Annotated in this window: 20 protein-coding genes, 19 tRNA genes and 3 rRNA genes; 40 read left to right on the top strand and 2 right to left on the bottom strand. The window is 39.1% G+C overall.

Annotation, left to right across the window (positions count from 1 at the left end):
* Window positions 1-42 precede the first annotated feature (42 nt).
* Window positions 43-522, bottom strand: coding sequence for a 23S rRNA (pseudouridine(1915)-N(3))-methyltransferase RlmH (gene rlmH / locus RDV49_RS02450; protein ID WP_003009233.1), 480 nt, complete (start codon window positions 520-522; stop codon window positions 43-45).
* A 204-nt stretch (window positions 523-726) separates the two neighbouring features.
* Between rlmH and htrA the strand changes: the two genes are divergently transcribed.
* From htrA to RDV49_RS02425, 5 genes are all read left to right on the top strand, one after another.
* A complete protein-coding gene (gene htrA / locus RDV49_RS02445; protein ID WP_003009234.1) occupies window positions 727-1908 on the top strand; it encodes a serine protease HtrA in 1182 nt (393 codons plus the stop codon).
* A gap of 71 nt (window positions 1909-1979) precedes the next feature.
* Window positions 1980-2741 carry a ParB/RepB/Spo0J family partition protein gene (locus RDV49_RS02440; protein ID WP_003009236.1) on the top strand — a complete coding sequence of 254 codons (762 nt, stop codon included), beginning with the start codon at window positions 1980-1982 and terminating at the stop codon, window positions 2739-2741.
* A gap of 267 nt (window positions 2742-3008) precedes the next feature.
* A complete protein-coding gene (gene dnaA, locus RDV49_RS02435) occupies window positions 3009-4367 on the top strand; it encodes a chromosomal replication initiator protein DnaA (protein WP_003009237.1) in 1359 nt (452 codons plus the stop codon).
* Window positions 4368-4526: 159 nt separating this feature from the next.
* Window positions 4527-5663: a DNA polymerase III subunit beta gene (gene dnaN, locus RDV49_RS02430; RefSeq protein ID WP_021154169.1), complete on the top strand. Its 1137-nt coding sequence runs from the start codon at window positions 4527-4529 to the stop codon at window positions 5661-5663.
* A gap of 12 nt (window positions 5664-5675) precedes the next feature.
* Complete coding sequence (locus RDV49_RS02425; RefSeq protein ID WP_003002008.1) at window positions 5676-5867, top strand: DUF951 domain-containing protein; 192 nt, start codon at window positions 5676-5678, stop codon at window positions 5865-5867.
* Window positions 5868-5902: 35 nt separating this feature from the next.
* Here the strand turns inward: RDV49_RS02425 and RDV49_RS02420 are convergent, their stop codons facing one another.
* Window positions 5903-6400, bottom strand: coding sequence for a DUF1307 domain-containing protein (locus tag RDV49_RS02420; protein ID WP_037608180.1), 498 nt, complete (start codon window positions 6398-6400; stop codon window positions 5903-5905).
* Window positions 6401-6577: 177 nt separating this feature from the next.
* Here RDV49_RS02420 and ychF point away from each other — a divergent pair, with 177 nt between their 5' ends.
* The 35 genes from ychF (at window position 6578) to mreD (ending at window position 26585) form a co-directional block, all read left to right on the top strand.
* The gene (gene ychF, locus RDV49_RS02415) at window positions 6578-7693 is read left to right on the top strand and encodes a redox-regulated ATPase YchF (protein ID WP_003009244.1); all 1116 of its coding nucleotides are present in this window, start codon (window positions 6578-6580) and stop codon (window positions 7691-7693) included.
* Window positions 7694-7761: 68 nt separating this feature from the next.
* Window positions 7762-8331, top strand: a complete 570-nt coding sequence (gene pth / locus RDV49_RS02410) for an aminoacyl-tRNA hydrolase (protein ID WP_003009246.1) — start codon at window positions 7762-7764, stop codon at window positions 8329-8331.
* Window positions 8332-8335: 4 nt separating this feature from the next.
* The gene (gene mfd / locus RDV49_RS02405) at window positions 8336-11830 is read left to right on the top strand and encodes a transcription-repair coupling factor (RefSeq protein ID WP_003009247.1); all 3495 of its coding nucleotides are present in this window, start codon (window positions 8336-8338) and stop codon (window positions 11828-11830) included.
* Between the two features lie 68 nt (window positions 11831-11898).
* Window positions 11899-12165, top strand: a complete 267-nt coding sequence (locus RDV49_RS02400) for an RNA-binding S4 domain-containing protein (RefSeq protein ID WP_003002258.1) — start codon at window positions 11899-11901, stop codon at window positions 12163-12165.
* Window positions 12158-12526 (top strand): FtsB family cell division protein, encoded by a 369-nt coding sequence (locus tag RDV49_RS02395; RefSeq protein ID WP_003009251.1) that lies wholly within the window; start codon window positions 12158-12160, stop codon window positions 12524-12526. Before RDV49_RS02400 ends, RDV49_RS02395 begins: the two co-directional genes overlap by 8 nt.
* A 3-nt stretch (window positions 12527-12529) precedes the next feature.
* Entirely contained in the window at window positions 12530-12658 is a 129-nt protein-coding gene (locus tag RDV49_RS02390) for an SP_0009 family protein (RefSeq protein WP_003009253.1), read from the top strand.
* Window positions 12630-13916, top strand: a complete 1287-nt coding sequence (locus RDV49_RS02385) for a serine hydrolase (protein ID WP_037608183.1) — start codon at window positions 12630-12632, stop codon at window positions 13914-13916. The genes RDV49_RS02390 and RDV49_RS02385 overlap by 29 nt, the downstream gene beginning before the upstream one ends.
* A complete protein-coding gene (gene tilS, locus RDV49_RS02380; protein ID WP_003009257.1) occupies window positions 13916-15190 on the top strand; it encodes a tRNA lysidine(34) synthetase TilS in 1275 nt (424 codons plus the stop codon). The genes RDV49_RS02385 and tilS overlap by 1 nt, the downstream gene beginning before the upstream one ends.
* A 4-nt stretch (window positions 15191-15194) precedes the next feature.
* Window positions 15195-15737 carry a hypoxanthine phosphoribosyltransferase gene (gene hpt, locus RDV49_RS02375; RefSeq protein WP_003009259.1) on the top strand — a complete coding sequence of 181 codons (543 nt, stop codon included), beginning with the start codon at window positions 15195-15197 and terminating at the stop codon, window positions 15735-15737.
* Between the two features lie 10 nt (window positions 15738-15747).
* A complete protein-coding gene (ftsH, locus tag RDV49_RS02370; RefSeq protein ID WP_003002062.1) occupies window positions 15748-17721 on the top strand; it encodes an ATP-dependent zinc metalloprotease FtsH in 1974 nt (657 codons plus the stop codon).
* Between the two features lie 92 nt (window positions 17722-17813).
* Window positions 17814-17885, top strand: a tRNA-Glu gene (locus RDV49_RS02365).
* 154 nt (window positions 17886-18039) lie between these two features.
* Window positions 18040-18519: a sigma-70 family RNA polymerase sigma factor gene (locus RDV49_RS02360; RefSeq protein WP_003009261.1), complete on the top strand. Its 480-nt coding sequence runs from the start codon at window positions 18040-18042 to the stop codon at window positions 18517-18519.
* A 243-nt stretch (window positions 18520-18762) separates the two neighbouring features.
* Window positions 18763-20310: ribosomal RNA gene (locus RDV49_RS02355) — 16S ribosomal RNA — on the top strand.
* Window positions 20311-20363: 53 nt separating this feature from the next.
* Window positions 20364-20436 (top strand) — tRNA-Ala (locus RDV49_RS02350).
* A 123-nt stretch (window positions 20437-20559) separates the two neighbouring features.
* Window positions 20560-23461: ribosomal RNA gene (locus tag RDV49_RS02345) — 23S ribosomal RNA — on the top strand.
* Between the two features lie 79 nt (window positions 23462-23540).
* Window positions 23541-23656: ribosomal RNA gene (gene rrf, locus RDV49_RS02340) — 5S ribosomal RNA — on the top strand.
* Together the 16S, 23S and 5S rRNA genes with 18 tRNA genes alongside form the textbook arrangement of a ribosomal RNA operon.
* 34 nt (window positions 23657-23690) lie before the next feature.
* Window positions 23691-23763: transfer RNA gene (locus RDV49_RS02335), tRNA-Val, on the top strand.
* 2 nt (window positions 23764-23765) lie between these two features.
* Window positions 23766-23838: transfer RNA gene (locus tag RDV49_RS02330), tRNA-Asp, on the top strand.
* A gap of 24 nt (window positions 23839-23862) precedes the next feature.
* Window positions 23863-23935 (top strand) — tRNA-Lys (locus RDV49_RS02325).
* Between the two features lie 6 nt (window positions 23936-23941).
* Window positions 23942-24023 (top strand) — tRNA-Leu (locus tag RDV49_RS02320).
* A gap of 17 nt (window positions 24024-24040) precedes the next feature.
* Window positions 24041-24113: transfer RNA gene (locus RDV49_RS02315), tRNA-Thr, on the top strand.
* Window positions 24114-24136: 23 nt separating this feature from the next.
* Window positions 24137-24208, top strand: a tRNA-Gly gene (locus tag RDV49_RS02310).
* 7 nt (window positions 24209-24215) lie between these two features.
* Window positions 24216-24301, top strand: a tRNA-Leu gene (locus RDV49_RS02305).
* Between the two features lie 19 nt (window positions 24302-24320).
* Window positions 24321-24394: transfer RNA gene (locus RDV49_RS02300), tRNA-Arg, on the top strand.
* A 19-nt stretch (window positions 24395-24413) separates the two neighbouring features.
* Window positions 24414-24487, top strand: a tRNA-Pro gene (locus tag RDV49_RS02295).
* 6 nt (window positions 24488-24493) lie between these two features.
* A tRNA-Met gene (locus RDV49_RS02290) sits at window positions 24494-24567 on the top strand.
* 16 nt (window positions 24568-24583) lie between these two features.
* A tRNA-Ile gene (locus tag RDV49_RS02285) sits at window positions 24584-24657 on the top strand.
* A gap of 10 nt (window positions 24658-24667) precedes the next feature.
* Window positions 24668-24757: transfer RNA gene (locus RDV49_RS02280), tRNA-Ser, on the top strand.
* A 9-nt stretch (window positions 24758-24766) separates the two neighbouring features.
* Window positions 24767-24840: transfer RNA gene (locus RDV49_RS02275), tRNA-Met, on the top strand.
* A gap of 3 nt (window positions 24841-24843) precedes the next feature.
* Window positions 24844-24916, top strand: a tRNA-Phe gene (locus tag RDV49_RS02270).
* A gap of 16 nt (window positions 24917-24932) precedes the next feature.
* A tRNA-Gly gene (locus RDV49_RS02265) sits at window positions 24933-25003 on the top strand.
* Between the two features lie 33 nt (window positions 25004-25036).
* Window positions 25037-25110 (top strand) — tRNA-Ile (locus RDV49_RS02260).
* Window positions 25111-25114: 4 nt separating this feature from the next.
* A tRNA-Ser gene (locus RDV49_RS02255) sits at window positions 25115-25202 on the top strand.
* Window positions 25203-25264: 62 nt separating this feature from the next.
* Window positions 25265-26083 carry a rod shape-determining protein MreC gene (gene mreC / locus RDV49_RS02250; RefSeq protein ID WP_003009264.1) on the top strand — a complete coding sequence of 273 codons (819 nt, stop codon included), beginning with the start codon at window positions 25265-25267 and terminating at the stop codon, window positions 26081-26083.
* A gap of 1 nt (window position 26084) precedes the next feature.
* On the top strand, window positions 26085-26585 hold the full coding sequence (gene mreD / locus RDV49_RS02245) for a rod shape-determining protein MreD (protein WP_037608210.1): 501 nt from the start codon (window positions 26085-26087) through the stop codon (window positions 26583-26585).
* Window positions 26586-26610 lie beyond the last annotated feature (25 nt).

Below are 26610 nucleotides of genomic sequence, written 5' to 3'. Positions count from 1 at the left end.
GAACTTACTTCATTTTAGCAGAAAAAGGAAGGAGCGTCAAGGTTATTTATGGTAAGGACTCCCCTGTTGAATCATGAAAGCACGATAGATTTGTTCCACCAACACTAATTTCATCAACTGATGAGGAAGAGTTAATTGACCAAAGCTCATTAATAGATTTCCTCTTTTTTTCACTTCAGGAGACAGACCAAGACTACCTCCAATAACAAAAGTAAGGTTTGAATAACCAGATGTCATAATCTGGTCAATCGTTTGACTAAATTTCTCTGAAGGAAATTGTTTTCCTTCAATGGCTAATACAATCACATATTCCTTATCTGAAATTTTAGAGAGAATTCGTTCCCCCTCTTTTTCAAGGATTTGTTGATTTTCAAGTTGACTGGCACGATCTGGAGTTTTTTCATCAACTAACTCAACCTGTTCTACTTTTGCAAATCGACCAAGCCTTTTAATATACTCCGCGATCCCATCTTTTAAGTATTTTTCTTTTAATTTTCCAACGGTTATCAATTTAATTTTCATTCCCCTATTGTAGCATAATTCTTCAATTCCACAAATAATCCACAGCTATAGAAAGAAAATCTATTCTATAAAGTCCTTTTTAAAGCCATTTCTCAACTTAATTCTACAAGTTATCCACAAAATGTGGATAACTTTAGTTATTTAAGATATAATTAAGAAAGTTTTTCTATACTTTAGACAATTTGATATCCTTAGGAGGAAAATATGAAATCTTCATCTAATTTACTGAAAAAACTTGGAAACATAACCCTCATTTTCGTTGTAGGTTTTCTAGGTGGGATTCTTGGAACCTTTTTAACCTTACAAACCTCTCATTCTTCTACTTCAAATACTGAAAGTAAGCAAGTACACTCAACCACTGTTAAAACAGCTTATAAAAATACAACCTCAACTAGTGAGGCCGTAGATAAGGTGAAAAATGCTGTGGTTTCTGTGATTACTTATTCTGATTCTTCGAATCAAGGGTTATTTGAAAAAGAAGAAAACTCTGACTCACAAATTTCTAGTGAAGGTTCTGGAGTCATTTATAAAAAAGAAGGAAAATATGCCTACCTTGTTACCAACACCCATGTAATCAATGGTGCTAAAAAAGTAGATATTCTTTTAGCAGATGGGAATAAAGTCCCTGGAGAAGTAGTTGGATCAGATGTCTATTCTGATATTGCAGTCGTTCGCATTAGTGCGGATAAAGCAAAGGCAGTAGCTGAATTCGGAGATTCAAACCAATTAACAGTCGGTGAGACTGCAATTGCAATTGGTAGCCCTCTTGGAACAGATTATGCGAATTCTGTTACCCAAGGGATTATTTCCAGCCAAGGCCGCAATGTGAAATTGAAAGCCGATAATGGACAAAATATCTCTACACGCGCCTTACAAACAGACGCAGCCATCAACCCAGGAAACTCTGGAGGTCCATTAATCAATATTCAAGGACAAGTCATCGGGATTACCTCAAGTAAAATTTCAAATAACGGACAAACTTCAGTAGAAGGAATGGGATTTGCAATTCCTGCAAATGATGTTGTCAATATTATCAAGCAACTAGAAGAAAAAGGAAAAGTAGTTCGACCAGCTCTTGGAATCCAAATGATGGATTTATCCAACCTTTCAACATCTGATTTAAGCCAATTAAAACTTCCTGAAAAAATCTCTGGAGGAGTACTGGTTCGTTCAACACTTGAAAATATGCCTGCTTCAGATAAATTGCAACGCTATGATGTTATCACAAAGATCGATGATACAGATATCGAGTCAACGGCAGATTTACAATCCGCCCTCTATTCTCACCAAATCAATGATACGATCAAGGTCATATTCTATCGTGATGGAAAACAACAAACAACTTCTATCAAGTTGACAAAATCAACTGAGGATCTGAGCGATTAACTTTCACTTTCTTGACATACTTGTAAACACACCTTTACGAATTTGTAAAGGTGTGTTATTCTATTCATAAGATGGAAAAATTAGAAAAAATAGCGGTAAAGGACATTCGAACCAATCCTTTCCAACCAAGAAAAGTATTTGATCAAGAAAAATTAGAAGAACTGGCTCAGTCAATCAAAGAAAATGGCTTAATTCAACCCATTATTGTCAGAAAATCTCCAATAATTGGTTTTGAATTGCTTGCAGGTGAAAGACGTTTTAGAGCTTCAAAAATTGCTGGATTAGAGCTTGTTCCTGCGATTATTAAAGAGTTAACAGATCAAGAAATGATGCGACAAGCCATTATTGAAAATCTTCAACGAGAAGATCTCAATCCAATTGAAGAAGCTATCTCCTACCAAAAGCTTGTTGATCATGGATATAAGCACGACCAAATCGCTCAATTTATGGGGAAATCTAGACCCTATATCAGCAATATGCTTCGCTTGTTACATCTAGCTCCCTCTGTTCAAGAAGCAGTCATTCAAAATGATATTTCTTCGGCTCACGCGCGTGTTCTTGTTCCTCTTGATGAAGAAGAGCAGCGCTTTTGGTTGGAGCGAATCAAACAGGATCATTTAAATGTTCGAACATTAGAAAGCAAGATCAGTTCAAAAAGAAAACAGAAAAAACAAAAAGCAAAAGAGAGCTTCCTACTAGAAGAGGAACAACGATTGAAAAAAATATTAGGAACAGATGTGACGATACACTCCTCTTCTCAAAATAAAGGAACTATCCAAATTTCTTTTTCCAGTCTTGATGAATACCAACGAATTATCAACAGCCTCAAATAAGGCTGTTATTTTTATTTTTTGTATTGACAAGCTTTTCCACCATAAAAATCTTTTGTAAATAGCAGAAAAATAAGGATATTCTCTAGTTATCCCCACTTTGTGGATAACTTTTAAAAACAATGTGAATTTAAATCCACAACTTGTGGAAAAGTTTAAAACTATAATTTAATTTCATGAAATTTAACCTGTGGAAAACTATTTTTGTTTGTGGTAGAATAGGAGTACGTATGATTTGATACAATTCAAGAAAAGGAGGGAAGTCTGATAGTGTCACAAGAAGAGCAATTTTGGTCTCGTTTTTTAGAATTAGCCCAATTACAACTAAAAGATAGTGCCTATGATTTTTTTGTCGCCGATTCAAAATTAGTAAAAATCGATGGAGAGACGGCTACCATTTATCTTGATGGAAATTATAAAGAATTATTTTGGGAAACAAATCTAAAAAATGCTTTGATCACAGCCAGCTTTGAAGTCTACAATACAGATTTGAAGTTCCATTTCGTTTTTGAAGATACCGAAGAAATTCCTAGTAGTCATAGCAGTGAGAATAGGAGATTATCTTCAGGTAGCTTAACAACCGAACCGTTGCCTAAAATTGATACAGGCCTGAAATCAAAGTACACCTTTGATAATTTTGTGCAAGGGGATGGAAATATTTGGGCGAAAGCAGCAGCGCTTGCAGTTTCTGAAAATCTTGCAACAACTTACAACCCTCTCTTTATCTATGGTGGACCAGGACTTGGAAAGACTCACCTATTGAACGCAATTGGAAATCAAATCCTAGAAAATATTCCAAATGCACGGGTTAAGTATGTCCCAGCAGAAACCTTTATTAATGAATTTTTAGAGCACCTTCGATTAGGAGAAATGAAAACTTTCAAGAATACCTATCGAAGTTTAGATCTTTTATTGATTGATGATATCCAGTCACTTGGTGGTAAAAAAGTCACGACTCAAGAGGAATTTTTTAATACCTTTAATGCCCTCCATAGCGACAACAAACAGATTGTTCTAACAAGCGATCGAAGTCCGGATCATTTAGATAGTCTTGAAGAGCGGCTGGTTACTCGTTTCAAATGGGGACTCACGCAAAATATAACACCACCTGATTTTGAAACTCGGATTGCCATCTTACGAAATAAAATTGAAGATCTAGACTATATTTTTCCTAATGACACACTAGAATATCTAGCTGGTCAGTTTGATTCAAATGTCCGAGACTTAGAAGGTGCCTTAAATGATATTTCTTTAATGGCGAAGGTTAAAAAACTAAAAGAAATTACGATCGATGTTGCAGCTGAAGCTATTCGAGCTCGTAAAAACGATAATAGCAAGACGCTTGTCATCCCCATTGAAAAAATTCAGGAAGCAGTTGGAGCCTTTTATGGAGTCAGTGTAAAAGAAATCAAAGGTTCTCGAAGAGTTCAGAATATTGTCCTAGCACGACAAGTAGCCATGTATCTTTCAAGAGAGATGACGGACAACTCACTTCCTCGAATCGGAAAAGAATTCGGTGGGAAAGACCACACGACTGTCATTCATGCCTATGAAAAAATTAAAAGTATGGTCGACACAGATGATAATCTACGACTCGAAATTCAAAGTATCAAGAAAAAGTTAAATTAATCTGTGGATAACTTCCTCTAAAATTCTAGGGGTTATGCACAATTTTTAAACAAGTAACTTTTCAAGTCATAGACAGGATTCTGAGAGTTTTCCACAACTTCCACACAATCTACTATTACTATTATCTTACTAATCATAAAATAAATAAAAGGAATGACCATGATAAATTTTTCTATTAACAAAACTTTATTTTTACAAGCACTAAATACTACCAAAAGAGCGATCAGTTCAAAAAATGCTATTCCAATCCTTTCCACGATTAAAATTGATGTCACTCCAGAAGGAGTTGCCTTATCTGGATCGAATGGCCAAATTTCAATTGAAAACTTTATTTCTATCAAAGATGAAAATGCTGGTTTATTGGTGACCTCTCCAGGTTCTATTTTATTAGAAGCAACTTTCTTTATTAATGTGGTTTCAAGTTTACCAGATGTTACTTTAGATTTTAAAGAGATTGAACAAAAACAGGTTCTTTTAACAAGTGGAAAATCAGAAATTACACTTAAAGGAAAAGATGCAGATCAATATCCACGTATTCAAGAAATTGCTGCAAGTAATCCATTAGTTTTGGAAACAAAATTATTAAAACAATTAATTAATGAAACAGCATTTGCAGCAAGTGTACAAGAAAGTCGTCCAATTTTGACTGGTGTTCACTTTGTTTTATCAGATAATAAAGAGCTAAAAACAGTAGCAACAGACTCTCACCGTATGAGTCAAAAAGTGATTACACTGGAGAAAAATGGAGACAACTTTGATGTTGTCATCCCAAGTCGCTCTCTTCGTGAATTCACCTCTGTCTTTTCTGATGATATTGAAACAGTTGAAGTTTTCTTTGCAAACAATCAAATTCTCTTTAGAAGTGAACACATTAGTTTCTATACCCGTTTGCTAGAAGGAAATTATCCTGATACAGACCGTCTCATTCCAACAGAATTCAATACAGAGGCAACCTTCAATGTGGCCAACCTTCGATTTGCAATGGAGCGTGCTCGTCTTCTTTCAAATGCGACTCAAAACGGAACGGTTAAATTAGAGTTCAAAAATGGAGTGGTTTCTTCCCACGTTCATTCACCAGAAGTTGGGCGAGTAAATGAAGAGATCGATACGAGCGCCGTTTCAGGAGAGGATTTGTCTATTAGCTTTAATCCAACTTATTTGATTGAAGCGCTCAAAGCTATTGACAGTGAACAAGTTGTTATTCGTTTTATTTCTTCTGTTAGACCGTTTACATTGGTTCCAGAAGGAAATGAACAAGGGTTCATTCAATTGATTACGCCAGTTCGCACAAATTAACAAAGGTGAATCATGTATACGTTAGGTGATTTTGTAGAAATGAAAAAGCCTCACGCTTGTGTGATTAAAGAAACAGGCAAGAAGGCAAATCGTTGGGAAATTACGCGACTTGGTGCAGACATAAAAATCAAGTGTAGCAATTGTGATCATGTGGTCATGATGAGTCGCCATGATTTTGAACAGAAAATGAAGAAAGTACTATAAAAGGTTCAGTCACTTATGTGACCGAACCTTTTCGATTATTTTAATTCTTCAAATTTTCCATTTTTAACTTCTTTGAAACCACTTTGTTTCATCATATCAAAAGTTGATTTGAAGCTGATATAGTCGACTTTTTTATCTTTTTGTGTTGTTACTAATTTCTTTTCAATTAGTTGATCTAAGTCTGCCTTTTCATAATTTAGAGTTGTTTTTTCAACCATATAATCATCTTTGTATTCAGCAGAATGTGTGAATCCTTTGACATCTTTGTATTCTTCATCATATTTATCGATCATTTCCTTTAATTGATCTTTCGTAACTCCCGCCTCTTTGTAATAAATAGTAGTGGTGGTTTGGTTACTGATCGCTTTATCACCTTTATGTTCTAGTGTAATACGAACATCTGTTTTCTTTTCTTGGTTGATTGCCTGAAGATAGGATTTTTGAACAGATTGTTGTCCACAAGCTCCAAGAAGAAAGAGAGTAAAGATAGCGATTAAAGAAAGAAAAATAGATTTCCATGTTTGTTTTTTCATCTGAAAAACTCCTTTGTTCATTGTTAAATAGAGTATACCATATTTATCTTCTTAGAACGTTACAGTTTGATGAAAAAATCTAGTTTCAAAGGTGATGAAATATTTCATTTTTCATCACTTGTCTTTTGAATTATGTTATAATAAAAGAGATTGAAATTTGAACGGAGAAAAAGAAAAATGGCATTAACAGCAGGTATCGTTGGCTTACCAAACGTTGGTAAATCAACCCTATTTAACGCAATTACAAAAGCAGGAGCAGAGGCCGCAAACTATCCCTTTGCGACCATTGATCCAAACGTCGGGATGGTAGAAGTTCCAGATGAACGCCTCCAAAAATTGACGGAAATGATTACTCCTAAGAAGACAGTTCCGACTACTTTTGAATTTACAGATATTGCTGGGATTGTGAAAGGAGCTTCTAAAGGGGAAGGACTTGGTAATAAATTCTTGGCCAACATCCGTGAAGTAGATGCCATTGTCCATGTAGTGCGTGCTTTTGATGATGAAAATGTCATGCGGGAGCAAGGTCGTGAAGATGCCTTTGTTGATCCACTAGCAGATATTGATACCATCAATTTAGAATTAATTTTAGCTGACTTAGAGTCTGTCAATAAACGCTATGCGCGTGTAGAAAAAATCGCTCGTACACAAAAAGATAAGGATTCTGTTGCAGAATTTAATGTTCTACAAAAAATCAAACCAGTTCTTGAAGATGGTAAATCAGCTCGGACCATTGAATTCACTGAGGAAGAACAAAAAGTGGTGAAAGGACTTTTCCTTTTGACTACCAAACCAGTTCTTTATGTAGCCAATGTGGATGAAGATGTTGTTGCAGATCCAGATTCTATTGACTATGTGAAGCAAATTCGTGACTTTGCGGCAACAGAGAATGCGGAAGTCGTGGTGATTTCTGCGCGTGCTGAGGAAGAAATTTCTGAGCTAGATGATGCAGATAAACAAGAATTTTTAGAGGCGATTGGCCTAACAGAGTCTGGAGTTGATAAACTCACGCGTGCAGCTTATCACTTGTTGGGACTTGGCACTTATTTCACAGCTGGTGAAAAAGAAGTGCGTGCTTGGACCTTCAAACGTGGCATGAAAGCTCCTCAAGCTGCTGGAATCATCCACTCTGATTTTGAAAAAGGATTTATTCGTGCCGTGACCATGTCTTATGATGATTTGGTTAAATACGGTTCTGAAAAGGCTGTAAAAGAAGCAGGACGCTTGCGCGAAGAAGGAAAAGAATATGTTGTCCAAGACGGGGACATCATGGAATTCCGTTTTAATGTATAAGAGAGTTAAAAAAATGTAAAGGTTGGAAAAGATATTTCCAACCCTTTTAGTGTTTTGAAAGGAAAGAGATGACGAAATTAATTGTTGGATTGGGAAATCCAGGTGATAAGTATTTTGAAACGAAACACAATGTAGGCTTTATGTTAGTTGATCAAATGGCAAAGTCTTTAAATCTTACTTTCTCCCATGATAAAATTTTTCAAGCTGATATTGCCTCAACATTTTTGAATGGCGAAAAGGTCTATTTTGTAAAGCCAACCACTTTCATGAATGAGAGTGGAAAAGCGGTCCATGCCCTTCTGACTTATTATGGTCTGGATATTGAAGATCTTTTGGTTATTTACGATGATTTAGATATGGAAGTTGGTAAGATTCGTCTTCGAGCGAAAGGATCAGCTGGAGGTCATAACGGAATCAAATCGATTATCAATCATATTGGAACTCAGACTTTTTATCGAATTAAGATTGGAATTGGAAGACCTAAGCAGGGCATGTCAGTTGTTCATCATGTCTTAGGAAAATTTGATAAAGACGATTACATCACTATTCTACAAACAATTGATCGAGTAGAAGAAGCGGTTAACGATTACTTGGTAGAAGAAAATTTTGAAAGAAGCATGCAGAAATACAACGGGTAAGTAGATGAATGTAATTGATTTAGTGAGTCAAAACTCCAACCTTCTATCCTGGCAACAAGGTTTGCAAAAAAATAATAGGGAATTGATCTTAGGATTGTCTGCGACCACAAAGGCTATTGTAATGGCTTCAGCCTTTGATTCTATTGAAAAAGCAGTCCTCATTACTTCCAGTTATAACGAAGCAGAACGATTGGCTAGTGATTTTATTGCTTTACTTGGAGAAGAGAAAGTCCATACATTTTTGGGAGATGATAACCCTTTAGCAGAATTTGTTTTTGCTTCACAAGAAAGGCAATTTTCACGATTAGAGGCTTTGAACTTTTTATGTCAAGAGGATCGTCAAGGCATCCTTGTGACCAATGTGAGTGGTATAAAACTACTATTACCTTCTCCTAAAGTTTTTGCATCTAGCATTTTTCAATTGAAGGTCGATCAAGAAATAGACTTAACTACTCTGAGTGAAACATTACAGAAGATTGGCTACCAAAAGGTGAGCCAAGTTTTGCAACAGGGAGAGTTTAGTCTACGAGGAGATATTTTAGATATCTTTGAGATCGACCAACTCCAACCCTATCGGATTGAATTTTTCGGAGATGAGATTGATGGAATCCGAATCTTTGACCCAGAAAGTCAGCGTTCTGTTGAAAATGTTGAAGAAGTTCAACTGAAGGCAGTGAGTGATCTATTGTTGCAAGAGGAAGATTTTATACGTGGTCAGCAGCAAATCGAACAATTGCAAGAACAGAGCGCGAATGAAGAATTTAAATCTTATCTAGCAGAAATTTTAGGAGATATTTCTCAAAGGAAACTTCATCCGGATCTTAGAAAATTTATTAGTTTCTTTTACGAGAAGCAATATACCCTATTCGATTATCTCCCTAAACACACTCCTGTTTTTCTGGATGATTATCAAAAAATAGCAGATCAAATAGCGAGATTTGAACTAGATACAGCTAATCTCTTGACGGAAGATTTACATAAAAATAGAGCTTCTTCTCGCCAAGTGTATTTTGCAGACACCAGTACAACATTACGAAAATATACGCCTGCAACTTATTTTTCAAACTTTCAAAAAGGATTAGGAAATCTGAAGTTTGATCATTTGTATCAATTCAATCAATATCCCATGCAGGAGTTTTTTGGACAATTTGATTTACTAAAAGAGGAAATTGAACGGTATCGAAAATCAAACTATACAGTTATTATCCAAGCAACTTCTCATCACAATCTTCAACAGCTCCATAAAAATTTAGAAGAGTATGGGATTCGATTAGATTATATTGATGGGGATACGATCATTCCTCAAGCTAGTCAATTAGTTGTTGGAGGACTAGCTCACGGTTTTCAATTTGTTGATGAAAAAATTGTCTACATTACAGAATCAGAGATTTATCAGAAAAAGATCAAACGAAAGATTCGCAGGCAAAATATTTCCAATGCAGAACGCCTAAAAAATTATAATGAACTGGAAAAAGGGGACTATGTTGTTCACCAAGTTCATGGTATTGGTCAATATTTGGGAATTGAAACGATTGAAATTTCGGGTGTCCATCGTGATTATGTTTCAATTCAATATCAAAATGGAGATCGCATCTCGATTCCTGTCGATCAGATTCAGATGTTGTCCAAATACGTTGCAAGTGATGGAAAAACGCCAAAAATTAACAAGTTAAATGATGGGCGTTTCCAAAGAACGAAGCAAAAGGTTCAGACCCAGGTGGAGGACATTGCGGATGATTTGATAAAACTTTATGCGGAGCGTAGTCAATTAGAAGGCTTTGCCTATTCCCAAGATGATGAAAACCAAGAGGCTTTTGAACAAGATTTTCCATATATTGAAACAGATGACCAATTACGTTCCATTGAAGAAATTAAAAAAGATATGGAATCGAATCGTCCGATGGACCGATTGCTGGTTGGAGACGTCGGTTTTGGGAAAACAGAGGTCGCTATGCGAGCAGCCTTTAAGGCAGTAAATGATCATAAACAAGTAGCAGTGCTGGTTCCTACCACTGTTCTTGCCCAACAACATTATGCCAATTTTAAGGAGCGTTTTGAATCTTTTGCAGTAGAAGTTGCTGTTTTAAGTCGTTTCCAGAGTAAGGCAGAGCAGAAAGAAACGCTTGAAAAGTTGAAAAAAGGACGAGTGGATATTATTATTGGAACTCACCGGCTCTTGTCCAAAGATGTTGTTTTTTCAGACTTAGGCTTAATCGTGATAGATGAAGAACAACGTTTTGGAGTGAAGCACAAAGAAACCTTGAAAGAATTGAAAAAAAAGGTGGATGTGCTTACCTTGACAGCTACCCCTATACCTCGAACTCTTCATATGTCTATGCTAGGAATTCGAGATTTGTCTGTCATTGAAACACCTCCTACCAATCGATATCCTGTGCAAACTTTTGTACTAGAGACCAATCCAACTATTATTCGAGATGCTGTGTTGCGGGAGATGGATCGTGGAGGACAGGCCTATTATCTTTACAATAAGGTAGATACAATTGAACAAAAGGTGTCTGAATTAAAAGAGTTGATTCCAGAGGCTTCGATTGGCTTTGTTCATGGCCAGATGAGTGAAGTTCGCCTGGAAAATACCCTGTTGGATTTCATTAATGGCGAATACGATGTCTTAGTGACGACAACCATTATTGAGACAGGTGTGGATATTCCAAATGCCAATACACTCTTTATTGAAAATGCGGATCATATGGGGCTTTCAACGCTTTATCAACTAAGAGGTCGTGTGGGACGAAGCAATCGAATTGCTTATGCCTATTTGATGTACCGCCCAGACAAATCTCTTACAGAAGTGTCTGAAAAACGTTTAGAAGCTATTAAAGGTTTTACTGAGTTGGGGTCTGGATTTAAAATTGCTATGCGAGATTTATCGATCCGTGGAGCAGGGAATATCCTTGGAGCTTCTCAATCTGGTTTCATCGATTCAGTTGGTTTTGAAATGTATTCTCAATTGTTAGAAGAAGCTATTGCTAAGAAACAAGGCCAAGAGCATCGTAGACAAAAGAGCAATGCAGAGTTGAACCTGCAAATAGATGCGTATTTACCTAATGAATATATTTCAGATCAACGTCAAAAAATTGAAATTTACAAACAAATTCGTGAAATGAATTCTGCGACGGACTATGAATACTTGCAAGATGAATTGATCGATCGTTTTGGAGAATACCCAGATGTTGTCGCCTACCTACTTGAAATTGGTTTAGTGAAAGCTTACTTGGATCAAGTCTTTGTCCGTCTTGTTGATAGAAAACAACAAAAAGTGACAGTGAAATTTGAACCTATTGCCAAACAACTGTTTTTAACACAGGATTATTTCAAAGCTCTGTCAATGACACAGTTAAAGGCACAGATTGCAGAAGAAAAGGGATTGATTGAAGTGATCTTCGATATTCGAAATAAGAAAGATTTTGAAATTTTGGAAGCTCTGAAGCAATTTGGTCAAACCTTATTGGAAATTAAACAGGAAAAAGAAAAGGACTAGCAGTTCTTAGCTCATTTTTCGCATTTTATGTATAAAAAATGATACAATACTATGTTAGAGGTGACAGTATGAGATTAGATAAATATTTAAAAGTTTCTCGCATTATTAAGCGTCGTCCTGTTGCAAAGGAAGTTGCAGATAAAGGACGAATCAAAGTCAATGGAGTATTAGCCAAAAGTTCAACGGATTTGAAAGTGAATGATCAAATTGAAGTTCGTTTTGGAAATAAAGTATTGACGGTTAAAGTCTTGGAAATGTTGGATAGTACAAAAAAAGAAGATGCATCCAAAATGTACGAAATAATTAGTGAAACAAGGATAGAAGAAGATGCCTAAAAATATCGTTCAAATGAACAATAAATATATCAAAGACGAAAGTCAGCGAAAACGTTTTTTAGAAGAAGAAAGAAAAAAACGCAATCGTTTTCTAGGGCTCGTTTTGATATTGGTCATGTTACTGTTTATTCTTCCAACTTATAATTTAGCCCAGAGCTATCAATCGCTACAAGATAAGAAAGAACAATACAAACAGTTGGAAAAAGAGTATAAAGAAACAAGTGAACAAAAAGAATACCAACAAGACATCGCTAAAAAATTAAAAGACGATGATTATGCAACAAAATATGCACGCGCTAAGTATTCTTTTTCAAAAGATGGTGAATATGTTTATACCATCCCAGATTTACTCCCCCAATAACCGATGGAAAATATCTTACAAACAGTTAAACAATTTCTTGAATTTTCGGATGAAAAATTAGAGGAATTAAAAAAGAAAAACCAAATGATTAAACTTCAAAAGGATGAAAAGGAAAGGAATACAGGTGTCTAAACGATTTCTGCTCCTATTGTTAGTTCCAATTTTATTTATTGGGTCTCAAGCAGCGAGTGTCGAGCAGTCTGAGTCTTCTCAGACAATGGCTCATCCATCAGAACTTTATTTTTCTTCAATTCCGGCGAACCCGAATGTCTATCGCAAAATTTCTGTTTTTTCTGATCCTCAGTTGAAAAAAGCAAAAGGAGAAATTCTTCCCAACACACCGTTTACAATCGAACAACTCTTTGTAAATGATGAAGGGAAAGCTGTATTTAAAATAGCAGATAAAGGATATGTATTAGCAGATTCTTCTGTCATTTTTTCTGATGTTGTACAAGAAACACAAGAAAAAAAACAAGACATGTGGCTAAAACCTGGTTTTAAAGTGTATGACCGACCCTTAATAAATGGTGCAAAAGAAAAAAATACACCTCTTTCTCCTTATACAAAAGTGACAGTCTTACGTACAGCTAAGACTTTACGAGATGAGTTTGTGGAGATTGAAGGTCAGGGCTGGGTGAACAAATCATTCGTTACTGAAAAAGATAATCGAATGGAAAAAGTTCAGGACTTGTTAAATAGTAAATACAATTCTCCTTCATATGGAATCTATGTAAAACAATTAGAGACTGGAAATACTGCTGGAATCAATCCGCAAAAAGAAATGTATTCTGCCAGTGTAACGAAATTACCATACTTGTACTACGTCCAAGAACAGCTCAATAAAAAAGCCATTTCTCCAACTACAACCTACAAATATATTCCAGAAGTCAATGATTTCAAAGGTGGCTATGAACCAGAAGGAAGTGGTAGCCTTTCAAAAACACCAGATGGAAAAGAATATAGTGTTCAAGAGTTGGTAGATAAGATTGCAAAAGAATCAGATAATGTTGGACATAATATCTTGAATTATTATGTCACTCATCAATCAGATCAAGACTTCCAAAAAACTTTGGATAAAATTGCAAAGAAACATTGGGATGTTGAAAAAAGAGAAGCATCCGCTGAAATGGCTGGCAATGTCATGGAGGCTGTCTATCAACAAAATGGCCCTATTATTGATGCACTCTCCTCTACAAAATATGACGATCAACGGATTGCGCGTGACCTTCCAGTAAAAGTTGCTCATAAAATTGGAGATGCCTATGATTTTAGACATGATGTTGCGATTGTATATACAAATTCACCCTATGTAATAGCCATTTTTACAGATCATTCGAATTATGATACGATTTCCAACATTTCAAAAGATATCTATGAGGTATTGAAATAATGGAAAAGCGATTTTTAGAGTTTTGTGAAAAACAAGATCTATTTACTCCCCATCGCCGTGTTTTGGTTGCCTTATCTGGTGGATTGGATTCAATGAATCTGTATGAACTTTTATATAAGAATAAAGAACGATTGAAAATCCATCTGGTACTCGCTCATGTCAATCATGGACAAAGACCAGAATCAGATTTAGAAGAAAGTGAACTTCGAACGCTAGCTGATAGGCGAGAGACACGTATCCATGTGGCTCACTATTCGGGTGATTTTACAGAAGCAAAAGCTCGTACCTTTCGTTATGATTTTTTTAAACAGATTATGGAGAAAGAGGATTGCACCGCTTTAGTAACAGGTCATCATGCAAACGATCAAGCCGAAACAACTTTCATGCGCTTAATACGAGGAACAAAATTACGCCATTTAAGTGGTATTCCTGTACGCCAACCATTTGGTAAGGGTGAGTTAATCCGTCCTTTGTTAACTTTTACCAAAGATGAGTTGATGAAAATCCCTCACTTTGAAGACAGTAGCAATGACTCACAGGACTATTTTCGAAATCGTGTACGCCATCAATACCTTCCAGAATTTGAAAAAGAAAATCCCCAAATGCAAGCAAGTCTTCGCTATTTAGCAGAGGAAGTGAATCGTTGGCACCAAGCACTAAAAGAATTGACTAGCAAGTTAAGCATTCAAGATTTAGCTTCTTTTAGAAAGTATTCTCATTCTGTACAATCATTCTTATTAGAAGAGTATTTGGCACAATTTCCAGATTTGCAACTTGGTAGGGCCCAGTTTCAAGAATTATTAGATTTACTGCGAAAAAAAAGAAATTGCATTCATTATTTAAAGTCGAATTATGAACTACATCAAGAATATGATTTCTTTGAAATACGAAAAATCAGTCAAAAGTCGGATGACCAACCCCTTCCTTTTTTGTTAGAATTTGGGAATATCTTTGATATTGCAAATTATAAACTATCTTTTGGACAACCATTAGTAGGGGAAAATGTAGAAATTCTTTCTGTTTCACGCGAAACTCCCATCTTAATTAGAGGGAGAAAGGAAGGAGATCACCTGCTTGTTAATGGCTACCATCAAAAATTAAGACGGTGGTTTATCAACCATAAAATTCCAATTTCGCTTCGGCAAAAAGCTCTCATTATAGAACAGAATCATAATATTCTTTCTGTAGTGGGATTGGTAACGAGTGATTTGAGTAAGCCCTCAAAAAGTGGTATAATGAAAGATAGTCTTTATATTCAAAAAATAGATAGGTAAAAACATGTTAGAAAAAGATATAAAAAAAGTATTGGTTTCACATGATGAAATTGTAGAAGCAGCAAAGAAATTGGGTGAAACCCTAACAAAAGAGTACCAAGGGAAAAATCCAATTTTTGTTGGAATTTTGAAAGGCTCTGTTCCATTTATGGCAGAGTTGATCAACCACGTGGATACACATATTGAATTGGATTTTATGCTGGTTTCAAGTTATCATGGTGGTACGGCAAGCTCAGGTATTATTAATATTATCAAGGATATCGACCAAGATATTACTGGTAGAGATATTTTATTTGTAGAAGATATTATCGATACAGGTAAAACCCTCAAGAGTCTAAAAGAACTCTTTGAAGAACGAAATGCAACATCTGTGAAGATTGCTACCTTACTGGATAAACCTGAAGGACGTTTGGTTGAGATTGAAGCAGATTACACCTGCTTTACGATTCCAAATGAGTTTGTTGTAGGATATGGTTTAGACTATGATGAAAATTATCGTAACCTACCCTATGTTGGTGTATTAAAAGAGGAAGTGTACTCAAAATAGAGGAGACTAGATGAATAACAGAAAAAATAACGGTTTTGTCCGAAATCCATTTCTGTATTTGTTGATTATTGTAGCGGCTGTGACAGGATTCCAGTACTTTTTTGCGGGTAATGGGGTTGGTCAAAGTCAGCAAATCAACTACACAGAATTGGTCAAAGAAATTAAAAATGATAATGTAAAAACAATCAGTTACCAACCAAATGGTAGTGTGATTGAAATTGCAGGTACCTATAATAAAGCAAAAGAATCAAAAGAAGATACAGGAATTCAATTTTTTACCCCAAGTGTTCAAAAAGTATCTCGCTTTACTAGTGTCATCCTTCCATCTGATATCACTGTCAATGAATTACAAAAATTAGCAGCTGACCACAAAGCAGAAATCACCATTAAGCGTGAGAGCTCAAGTGGCATGTGGATAACAATTCTCACTTCAATTGTTCCATTTGTTATTGTCATGTTCTTCTTCTTCTCAATGATGAACCAAGGCGGTGGCGGAGGTGCCAGAGGTGCCATGAACTTTGGTCGTAATAAAGCCCGCGCTGCTAATAAAGAAGATATTAAAGTTCGTTTTTCAGATGTAGCAGGAGCTGAAGAAGAAAAACAAGAACTTGTTGAAGTTGTTGAATTTTTAAAAGATCCAAAACGCTTTACTAAATTGGGTGCAAGAATCCCAGCAGGTGTGCTTCTTGAAGGCCCTCCCGGAACTGGTAAAACCCTTTTAGCAAAAGCAGTAGCTGGTGAAGCTGGAGTGCCATTCTTCAGTATCTCTGGTTCTGACTTCGTTGAAATGTTTGTCGGAGTCGGTGCTAGCCGGGTTCGTTCACTTTTTGAAGATGCTAAAAAAGCAGCACCAGCCATTATCTTTATCGATGAAATTGATGCTGTTGGGCGCCAGCGTGGTGTAGGTCTTGGTGGTGGAAATGATGAACGTGAACAAACCCTTAACCAGCTCTTGATTGAGATGGATGGTTTTGAAGGCAACGAAGGAATCATTGTTATCGCAGCAACTAACCGTTCTGATGTCCTTGACCCTGCCCTTCTTCGTCCTGGTCGTTTTGACCGTAAAGTATTAGTTGGACGTCCAGATGTGAAAGGTCGTGAGGCAATTCTTCGTGTTCATGCTAAGAATAAGCCACTTGCTCAAGATGTGGACTTGAAATTGGTTGCTCAACAAACACCAGGATTTGTCGGTGCTGATCTCGAAAATGTTTTGAACGAAGCAGCCTTGGTTGCAGCTCGTCGAAATAAAAAAGTAATTGATGCTGCTGATATCGATGAAGCAGAAGATCGTGTTATTGCAGGTCCATCTAAGAAAGATCGGACGATTTCACAAAAAGAACGTGAAATGGTTGCTTATCACGAAGCTGGTCATACAATCGTTGGTCTGGTCTTATCAAATGCTCGTGTAGTTCATAAAGTTACGATTGTTCCACGTGGTCGTGCAGGCGGTTACATGATTGCCCTTCCTAAAGAAGATCAAATGTTACTTTCTAAAGAAGATATGAAAGAACAATTAGCTGGGCTCATGGGAGGCCGTGTTGCCGAAGAAATTATTTTCAATTCGCAAACAACGGGTGCTTCAAATGACTTTGAACAAGCTACCCAAATGGCGCGTGCAATGGTGACAGAATATGGTATGAGTGAAAAACTTGGACCGGTCCAATATGAAGGAAATCATGCGATGTTTGGTGCTCAAAGCCCACAAAAAATGATTTCAGAACAAACAGCTTACGAAATTGATGAAGAAGTTCGTGGTTTGTTGAATGAAGCCCGTAATAAAGCGGCAGAAATTATTCAAGGAAATAGAGAAACGCATAAACTAATTGCGGAAGCTCTATTAAAATATGAAACCTTGGATAGTGTTCAAATTAAATCATTATATGAAACAGGAAAAATGCCTGAAAATTCAGAGCATGAATTAGAAGAAGAAGCAAAACCTCTATCATATGATGAAATTAAGTCAAAATTAGAAGAAAACAACTAATTCAAAAGAAGGAAAATATTTCCTTCTTTTTTTATTAAAAAAAGTGTTGACAGAGTAAAAATATTCTGTATAATAGAATATGTTGTAAAAATGGTCCGTTGGTCAAGGGGTTAAGACACCGCCTTTTCACGGCGGTAACACGGGTTCGAATCCCGTACGGACTATCGATAAACTGTCACCAAGTGGCAGTTTTTTTGTGTATTTGAACAAAATAGTCAAAAATAATAACCAAATAGTTAAAAAAACGTACAGAATAGAAAAAAAGTCCAATGGGCTTCTTTATTTTTATAAAATACAGATAAAAGTAAAGGAGAGCTTATGGAATTTAATAAAATGTATCAAAAAGTAAAATATATCGTAAGAAAATGTGAAAAAGAGTATTATATTCAATTATGGGAAAAGGATGATTGGGAACAAGAAGGTCAGCTAACTCTGTTTGAACTTTATCAAAAAAATCCTGAAATTGAAACAAATGAAGAATTACTTTATACATATTTCAAAACAAAATTTAGAAATCATATTAAAGATAAAATAAGACAACAGGAAAGTGATAAGAGAAAAATTAATAGACTTCCATATATTGAAATTGGAGAAATTAGTCACAGAATTTCATCAAGAAAAATATATTTAGATGAGCTGGTTGTTCTGAGAGATGCATTAAAACGTTTTAAAGAAAAATTAACCGTAAAAGAAAAAGAACAATATGAAGCATTACTAGCAAACAGAAGATGTCTAGGAAAAACAAAAATGAAAAAGAAATTAGAGAACTATCTAAAGGATTTTAAAAATTCAATTTAAGAACTGAAAGTTGACAGTGTATAAATGAACTTTCAAAAAAATAAATTTTTTTGAGAAAAAGTGTTGACAGTAAGGGTAGGTCATGATATACTAATATAGTTGTCGCGCGAGAGCGACAAAGACCTTTGAAAACTGAACAAGACGAACCAATGTGCAGGGCGCTATAACGAAAGTTGTAGTAACTGAACAATAAAAAAACAATAAATCTGTCAGTGACAGAATGAGTTTAAGACAAACAATTATTTTAATGAGAGTTTGATCCTGGCTCAGGATGAACGCTGGCGGCGTGCCTAATACATGCAAGTAGAACGCTGAAGCTTGGTGCTTGCACCGAGCGGATGAGTTGCGAACGGGTGAGTAACGCGTAGGTAACCTGCCTCTTAGCGGGGGATAACTATTGGAAACGATAGCTAATACCGCATAAAAGTCGATATCGCATGATGTTGATTTGAAAGGTGCAAATGCATCACTAAGAGATGGACCTGCGTTGTATTAGCTAGTTGGTGAGGTAACGGCTCACCAAGGCGACGATACATAGCCGACCTGAGAGGGTGATCGGCCACACTGGGACTGAGACACGGCCCAGACTCCTACGGGAGGCAGCAGTAGGGAATCTTCGGCAATGGGGGCAACCCTGACCGAGCAACGCCGCGTGAGTGAAGAAGGTTTTCGGATCGTAAAGCTCTGTTGTAAGAGAAGAACGAGTGTGAGAGTGGAAAGTTCACACTGTGACGGTAACTTACCAGAAAGGGACGGCTAACTACGTGCCAGCAGCCGCGGTAATACGTAGGTCCCGAGCGTTATCCGGATTTATTGGGCGTAAAGCGAGCGCAGGCGGTTAGATAAGTCTGAAGTTAAAGGCTGTGGCTTAACCATAGTACGCTTTGGAAACTGTTTAACTTGAGTGCAGAAGGGGAGAGTGGAATTCCATGTGTAGCGGTGAAATGCGTAGATATATGGAGGAACACCGGTGGCGAAAGCGGCTCTCTGGTCTGTAACTGACGCTGAGGCTCGAAAGCGTGGGGAGCAAACAGGATTAGATACCCTGGTAGTCCACGCCGTAAACGATGAGTGCTAGGTGTTGGGTCCTTTCCGGGACTCAGTGCCGCAGCTAACGCATTAAGCACTCCGCCTGGGGAGTACGACCGCAAGGTTGAAACTCAAAGGAATTGACGGGGGCCCGCACAAGCGGTGGAGCATGTGGTTTAATTCGAAGCAACGCGAAGAACCTTACCAGGTCTTGACATCCCTCTGACCGCTCTAGAGATAGAGTTTTCCTTCGGGACAGAGGTGACAGGTGGTGCATGGTTGTCGTCAGCTCGTGTCGTGAGATGTTGGGTTAAGTCCCGCAACGAGCGCAACCCCTATTGTTAGTTGCCATCATTGAGTTGGGCACTCTAGCGAGACTGCCGGTAATAAACCGGAGGAAGGTGGGGATGACGTCAAATCATCATGCCCCTTATGACCTGGGCTACACACGTGCTACAATGGCTGGTACAACGAGTCGCGAGTCGGTGACGGCAAGCTAATCTCTTAAAGCCAGTCTCAGTTCGGATTGTAGGCTGCAACTCGCCTACATGAAGTCGGAATCGCTAGTAATCGCGGATCAGCACGTCGCGGTGAATACGTTCCCGGGCCTTGTACACACCGCCCGTCACACCACGAGAGTTTGTAACACCCGAAGTCGGTGAGGTAACCGTAAGGAGCCAGCCGCCTAAGGTGGGATAGATGATTGGGGTGAAGTCGTAACAAGGTAGCCGTATCGGAAGGTGCGGCTGGATCACCTCCTTTCTAAGGAAATGGAAACCTGTACGTTGGTCTTGTTTAGTTTTGAGAGGTCTTGTGGGGCCTTAGCTCAGCTGGGAGAGCGCCTGCTTTGCACGCAGGAGGTCAGCGGTTCGATCCCGCTAGGCTCCATTAACACTGTAAGGGTGTTAAGATTGAACATTGAAAATTGAATATCTATATCAAATAGTAACAAGAAAATAAACCGAAACGCTGTAAATATTTAAAGAGTTTAGGTCGCAAGACCAAAAATAAGGTTAAGTTAATAAGGGCGCACGGTGGATGCCTTGGCACTAGAAGCCGAAGAAGGACGTGACAAACGACGAAATGCTTTGGGGAGCTGTAAGTAAGCGACGATCCAGAGATGTCCGAATGGGGGAACCCACTAGCTAATGGCTAGTACTCCTATCTGTTAAGGATAGGTAGAGGAAGACGCAGTGAACTGAAACATCTAAGTAGCTGCAGGAAGAGAAAGCAAAAGCGATTGCCTGAGTAGCGGCGAGCGAAACGGCAGGAGGGCAAACCGAAGAGTTTACTCTTCGGGGTTGTAGGACTGCAATATGGACTTAAAGATTATAGAAGAATGACATGGGAAGGTCAGCCAAAGAGAGTAAGAGCCTCGTATTCGAAATAGTCTTTATACCTAGCAGTATCCTGAGTACGGCGGGACACGAGAAATCCCGTCGGAATCTGGGAGGACCATCTCCCAACCCTAAATACTCTCTAGTGACCGATAGTGAACCAGTACCGTGAGGGAAAGGTGAAAAGCACCCCGGGAGGGGAGTGAAATAGAACCTGAAACCGTGTGCCTACAACAAGTTCGAGCCCGTTAATGGGTGAGAGCGTGCCTTTTGTAGAATGAACCGGCGAGTTACGATATGATGCGAGGTTAAGTTGAAGAGACGGAGCCGTAGGGAAACCGAGTCTGAATAGGGCGCATTAGTATTATGTCGTAGACCCGAAACCATGTGACCTACCCATGAGCAGGTTGAAGGTGAGGTAAAACTCACTGGAGGACCGAACCAGGGCACGTTGAAAAGTGCTTGGATGACTTGTGGGTAGCGGAGAAATTCTAAACGAACTTGGAGATAGCTGGTTCTCTCCGAAATAGCTTTAGGGCTAGCGTCGACATTAAGATTCTTGGAGGTAGAGCACTGTTTGGGTGAGGGGTCCATCCCGGATTACCAATCTCAGATAAACTCCGAATGCCAATGAATTATGGTCGGCAGTCAGACTGCGAGTGCTAAGATCCGTAGTCGAAAGGGAAACAGCCCAGACCACCAGCTAAGGTCCCAAAATAATTGTTAAGTGGAAAAGGATGTGGGGTTGCACAGACAACTAGGATGTTAGCTTAGAAGCAGCTATTCATTCAAAGAGTGCGTAATAGCTCACTAGTCGAGTGACCCTGCGCCGAAAATGTACCGGGGCTAAAACAATTTACCGAAGCTGTGGATACCTTTATAGGTATGGTAGGAGAGCGTTCTATGTGTGGAGAAGGTGTACCGTGAGGAGTGCTGGAACGCATAGAAGTGAGAATGCCGGTATGAGTAGCGAAAGACAGGTGAGAATCCTGTCCACCGTAAGACTAAGGTTTCCAGGGGAAGGCTCGTCCGCCCTGGGTTAGTCGGGACCTAAGGAGAGACCGAAAGGTGTATCCGATGGACAACAGGTTGATATTCCTGTACTAGAGTATGTAGTGAAGGAGGGACGCAGTAGGCTAACTAAAGCGTGCGACTGGAAGTGCACGTCTAAGCAGTGAGGTGTGAATTGAGTTAAATGCTTAATTCTATAACATTGAGCTGTGATGGGGAGCGAAGTTTAGTAGCGAAGTTAGTGACGTCACACTGCCAAGAAAAGCTTCTAGCGTTAATCATACTCTACCCGTACCGCAAACCGACACAGGTAGTCGAGGCGAGTAGCCTCAGGTGAGCGAGAGAACTCTCGTTAAGGAACTCGGCAAAATGACCCCGTAACTTCGGGAGAAGGGGTGCTGGCTTTCAGTCAGCCGCAGTGAATAGGCCCAAGCAACTGTTTATCAAAAACACAGCTCTCTGCTAAATCGTAAGATGATGTATAGGGGGTGACGCCTGCCCGGTGCTGGAAGGTTAAGAGGAGTGCTTAGCGGTAACGCGAAGGTATGAATTGAAGCCCCAGTAAACGGCGGCCGTAACTATAACGGTCCTAAGGTAGCGAAATTCCTTGTCGGGTAAGTTCCGACCCGCACGAAAGGCGTAATGATTTGGGCACTGTCTCAACGAGAGACTCGGTGAAATTTTAGTACCTGTGAAGATGCAGGTTACCCGCGACAGGACGGAAAGACCCCATGGAGCTTTACTGCAGTTTGATATTGAGTGTCTGTGCCACATGTACAGGATAGGTAGGAGCCATAGAGATCGGGACGCCAGTTTCGATGGAGGCGTTGTTGGGATACTACCCTTGTGTTATGGCCACTCTAACCCGGTAGGTTCATCATCTACGGAGACAGTGTCTGACGGGCAGTTTGACTGGGGCGGTCGCCTCCTAAAAGGTAACGGAGGCGCCCAAAGGTTCCCTCAGAATGGTTGGAAATCATTCGCAGAGTGTAAAGGTATAAGGGAGCTTGACTGCGAGAGCTACAACTCGAGCAGGGACGAAAGTCGGGCTTAGTGATCCGGTGGTTCCGTATGGAAGGGCCATCGCTCAACGGATAAAAGCTACCCTGGGGATAACAGGCTTATCTCCCCCAAGAGTTCACATCGACGGGGAGGTTTGGCACCTCGATGTCGGCTCGTCGCATCCTGGGGCTGTAGTCGGTCCCAAGGGTTGGGCTGTTCGCCCATTAAAGCGGCACGCGAGCTGGGTTCAGAACGTCGTGAGACAGTTCGGTCCCTATCCGTCGCGGGCGTAGGAAATTTGAGAGGATCTGCTCCTAGTACGAGAGGACCAGAGTGGACTTACCGCTGGTGTACCAGTTGTCTCGCCAGAGGCATCGCTGGGTAGCTATGTAGGGAAGGGATAAACGCTGAAAGCATCTAAGTGTGAAACCCACCTCAAGATGAGATTTCCCATGATTTTATATCAGTAAGAGCCCTGAGAGAAGATCAGGTAGATAGGTTAGGAGTGGAAGTTGTGTGAGCAATGGAGCGGACTAATACTAATAGCTCGAGGACTTATCCAAAGAGTCAAAAGATATTGACAACGTAAGGTTAACTTGTTAGAATATAGATGTTCAATTTTGAATGTTTAATCATTCAGAGTTAAGTGACGATAGCCTAGGAGATACACCTGTACCCATGCCGAACACAGCAGTTAAGCCCTAGAACGCCGGAAGTAGTTGGGGGTTGCCCCCTGTGAGATAAGGTAGTCGCTTAGCAAGAGATTGAGCCTAGTAGATACTAGGCTCATTTGGGAGTTTAGCTCAGCTGGGAGAGCATCTGCCTTACAAGCAGAGGGTCAGCGGTTCGATCCCGTTAACTCCCATAGGTCCCGTAGTGTAGCGGTTATCACGTCGCCCTGTCACGGCGAAGATCGCGGGTTCGATTCCCGTCGGGACCGTTAAGATAATGAAAATTATTTTAAGACTCGTTAGCTCAGTTGGTAGAGCAATTGACTTTTAATCAATGGGTCACTGGTTCGAGCCCAGTACGGGTCATATTTTGCGGGTTTGGCGGAATTGGCAGACGCACCAGATTTAGGATCTGGCGCTTTACGGCGTGGGGGTTCAAGTCCCTTAACCCGCATAAGAGAATAATAATGAGCCGGCTTAGCTCAGTTGGTAGAGCATCTGATTTGTAATCAGAGGGTCGCGTGTTCAAGTCATGTAGCCGGCATTTTTTTATATAAAGAAAGCAATGCGAACGTAGTTCAGTGGTAGAACACCACCTTGCCAAGGTGGGGGTCGCGGGTTCGAATCCCGTCGTTCGCTTGAGGAGGCCGGGGTGGCGGAACTGGCAGACGCACAGGACTTAAAATCCTGCGATTGGTAACGATCGTACCGGTTCGATTCCGGTCCTCGGCATAGACAAAGGTTGAAAGAAGCACCCTTAGCTCAACTGGATAGAGTACCTGACTACGAATCAGGCGGTTAGAGGTTCGACTCCTCTAGGGTGCATAAAGCGGTAGCTTTAGATCGGGAAGTAGCTCAGCTTGGTAGAGTACTTGGTTTGGGACCAAGGTGTCGCAGGTTCGAATCCTGTCTTCCCGATATTATGGCGGTGTAGCTCAGCTGGCTAGAGCGTCCGGTTCATACCCGGGAGGTCGGGGGTTCGATCCCCTTCGCCGCTATATTGTTGATCTTGTTGGACCTTTAGCTCAGCTGGTTAGAGCTCTCGGCTCATAACCGAGTGGTCGTAGGTTCAAGTCCTACAAGGTCCATTGTTATCTTGGAGGATTACCCAAGTCCGGCTGAAGGGAACGGTCTTGAAAACCGTCAGGCGTGTAAAAGCGTGCGTGGGTTCGAATCCCACATCCTCCTTAATATTAACGCGGGATGGAGCAGCTCGGTAGCTCGTCGGGCTCATAACCCGAAGGTCGTAGGTTCAAATCCTGCTCCCGCAATTTGGCTCGGTAGCTCAGTTGGTAGAGCAATGGATTGAAGCTCCATGTGTCGGCGGTTCGATTCCGTCTCGCGCCATTTCTTTTAATAATAAGCGGGTGTAGTTTAGTGGTAAAACTACAGCCTTCCAAGCTGTTGTCGCGAGTTCGATTCTCGTCACCCGCTTTGAACATAGGTTCTTTACCAAGTTTTTAACTTGGGCGCGTAGCTCAGGTGGTTAGAGCGCACGCCTGATAAGCGTGAGGTCGGTGGTTCGAGTCCACTCGTGCCCATTTTGGAGAATTACTCAAGAGGCTGAAGAGGACGGTTTGCTAAATCGTTAGGTCGGGTAACCGGCGCGGGGGTTCGAATCCCCCATTCTCCGTATAATTTCCAAGTTTGAGATGTCATCTCAAACTATTTTTTATATTTTTGAAGGTTTTGTCTATGTTCTTGAATCGATTCTTTAAAATTTTTAGTTTTGTGTTTGTTTTAACTGTTTCAGGAATTTTATTTCTTTTTCCATCTGTTAGAACTTCTATTGTTTTAAAATCTTCTGATATATTAGCTATTGTTGATAAGGCAGTATCGGTACCATTTGTTGTTGTGGAATCTAAGGCAAAGGATTTAAAGAATTTATCTGAATTAAATGAAGAAAACCGTTCGTTAAAATCACGTCTTTATCAAAAGGATATTGACCAGTCAAAACTTAACCGTTTGGAATCAGAAAATAGAGAATTACAGGATTTGATGTCAATCAAGAATTCTGTATCGGGTTCTAAACAAGTCGTTAGTGAGATTATTGACCGTAATTATGGTTCGTGGGATCAGGAATTTGTTATTGATAAAGGTAGTTCAGATGGAATTTCTGATTCTATGTTTGTTCTTTCGTCTGGTGGCGTCATTGGTGTGGTAGAAAGTATAGAGAAAAATTCTAGCAAAGTGAAACTATTAGTCGAAGATACTATTTCTTCACAACACCTGACGTTTAAAATTGAGAGTCAAGGTCAATCTATTTTTGCTTTATTAAATGGTTATGACGAGAAGACAGGTGAGTTTCGGTTGTTGCAAATTGGAGATCCAGTTGAAATTAAAAAAGGATCTCTGGTTTCAACAAGTGGTTTAGGAAAATATAAGAGTAGTGACTTACCTCTTGGTACAGTGACTTCTACTCAAAAGGCATCTGATCAGTTAGGGCAAGAAATTCGTGTGAAACCAAAGGCTAATTTAGATGTCAATCGTTATGTACTATTGATTGGAGAATAGTGTGAAAGTCATACGTAAGTACCATTTTTTCCCTTTAATCTTATTCTTATCTTTATTTGTTGACGGACAGATCTCTTTTCTTATTTCTCGTTTTTGTCCAAACTCCTTTGAACCTACTTCATTTTTATTTCTATATGGTTTTATGTTGTTAAGTCTCTATTTCTCTGAGATAGCTAGTATTTGGTGGGGAGTCTTCTTTGGTTTTTGTTTTGATGTGTATTTTTTACACACCCTAGGAATTGCCTTCCTAGTATTTCCTTTACTACAGGTGATTTTTTATCGGTGTAATCAGATTATTTTGGTCAATCGATTGACTCGTTTTTTTACATTTTTATTAACGATTCTATTATTTCAGATTTTAACAAACCTTCTTTTGATTCTTTTTATTGGTATAAAATTTAACTGGATTACATTAATTATTTACCAAATTTCCCCAAGTTTAATTTTGAATGTACTTCTATTAATAGTATTACAGCCATTACTTGAAAAGATTTATTTATAAACTCGAAATAAAAATGTAACAATAG

This window comes from Streptococcus parasanguinis (assembly GCF_031582885.1).
Taxonomy (GTDB): domain Bacteria; phylum Bacillota; class Bacilli; order Lactobacillales; family Streptococcaceae; genus Streptococcus; species Streptococcus parasanguinis_M.
Note: the sequence above shows the minus strand (reverse complement) of the source record. Positions and strands in the feature narration are given on the sequence as shown.

Coding starts and splice junctions, on each gene's coding strand:
- ychF (WP_003009244.1), top strand. CDS start 6,578: ATGGCATTAACAGCAGGTATCGTTGGCTTACCAAACGTTGGTAAATCA.
- htrA (WP_003009234.1), top strand. CDS start 727: ATGAAATCTTCATCTAATTTACTGAAAAAACTTGGAAACATAACCCTC.
- RDV49_RS02360 (WP_003009261.1), top strand. CDS start 18,040: ATGGAATTTAATAAAATGTATCAAAAAGTAAAATATATCGTAAGAAAA.
- RDV49_RS02420 (WP_037608180.1), bottom strand. CDS start 6,400: ATGAAAAAACAAACATGGAAATCTATTTTTCTTTCTTTAATCGCTATC.
- tilS (WP_003009257.1), top strand. CDS start 13,916: ATGGAAAAGCGATTTTTAGAGTTTTGTGAAAAACAAGATCTATTTACT.
- RDV49_RS02390 (WP_003009253.1), top strand. CDS start 12,530: ATGGAAAATATCTTACAAACAGTTAAACAATTTCTTGAATTTTCGGAT.
- rlmH (WP_003009233.1), bottom strand. CDS start 522: ATGAAAATTAAATTGATAACCGTTGGAAAATTAAAAGAAAAATACTTA.
- dnaN (WP_021154169.1), top strand. CDS start 4,527: ATGATAAATTTTTCTATTAACAAAACTTTATTTTTACAAGCACTAAAT.
- RDV49_RS02425 (WP_003002008.1), top strand. CDS start 5,676: ATGTATACGTTAGGTGATTTTGTAGAAATGAAAAAGCCTCACGCTTGT.
- RDV49_RS02400 (WP_003002258.1), top strand. CDS start 11,899: ATGAGATTAGATAAATATTTAAAAGTTTCTCGCATTATTAAGCGTCGT.
- ftsH (WP_003002062.1), top strand. CDS start 15,748: ATGAATAACAGAAAAAATAACGGTTTTGTCCGAAATCCATTTCTGTAT.
- hpt (WP_003009259.1), top strand. CDS start 15,195: ATGTTAGAAAAAGATATAAAAAAAGTATTGGTTTCACATGATGAAATT.
- mreC (WP_003009264.1), top strand. CDS start 25,265: ATGTTCTTGAATCGATTCTTTAAAATTTTTAGTTTTGTGTTTGTTTTA.
- RDV49_RS02395 (WP_003009251.1), top strand. CDS start 12,158: ATGCCTAAAAATATCGTTCAAATGAACAATAAATATATCAAAGACGAA.
- mfd (WP_003009247.1), top strand. CDS start 8,336: ATGAATGTAATTGATTTAGTGAGTCAAAACTCCAACCTTCTATCCTGG.
- RDV49_RS02385 (WP_037608183.1), top strand. CDS start 12,630: ATGAAAAGGAAAGGAATACAGGTGTCTAAACGATTTCTGCTCCTATTG.
- RDV49_RS02440 (WP_003009236.1), top strand. CDS start 1,980: ATGGAAAAATTAGAAAAAATAGCGGTAAAGGACATTCGAACCAATCCT.
- pth (WP_003009246.1), top strand. CDS start 7,762: ATGACGAAATTAATTGTTGGATTGGGAAATCCAGGTGATAAGTATTTT.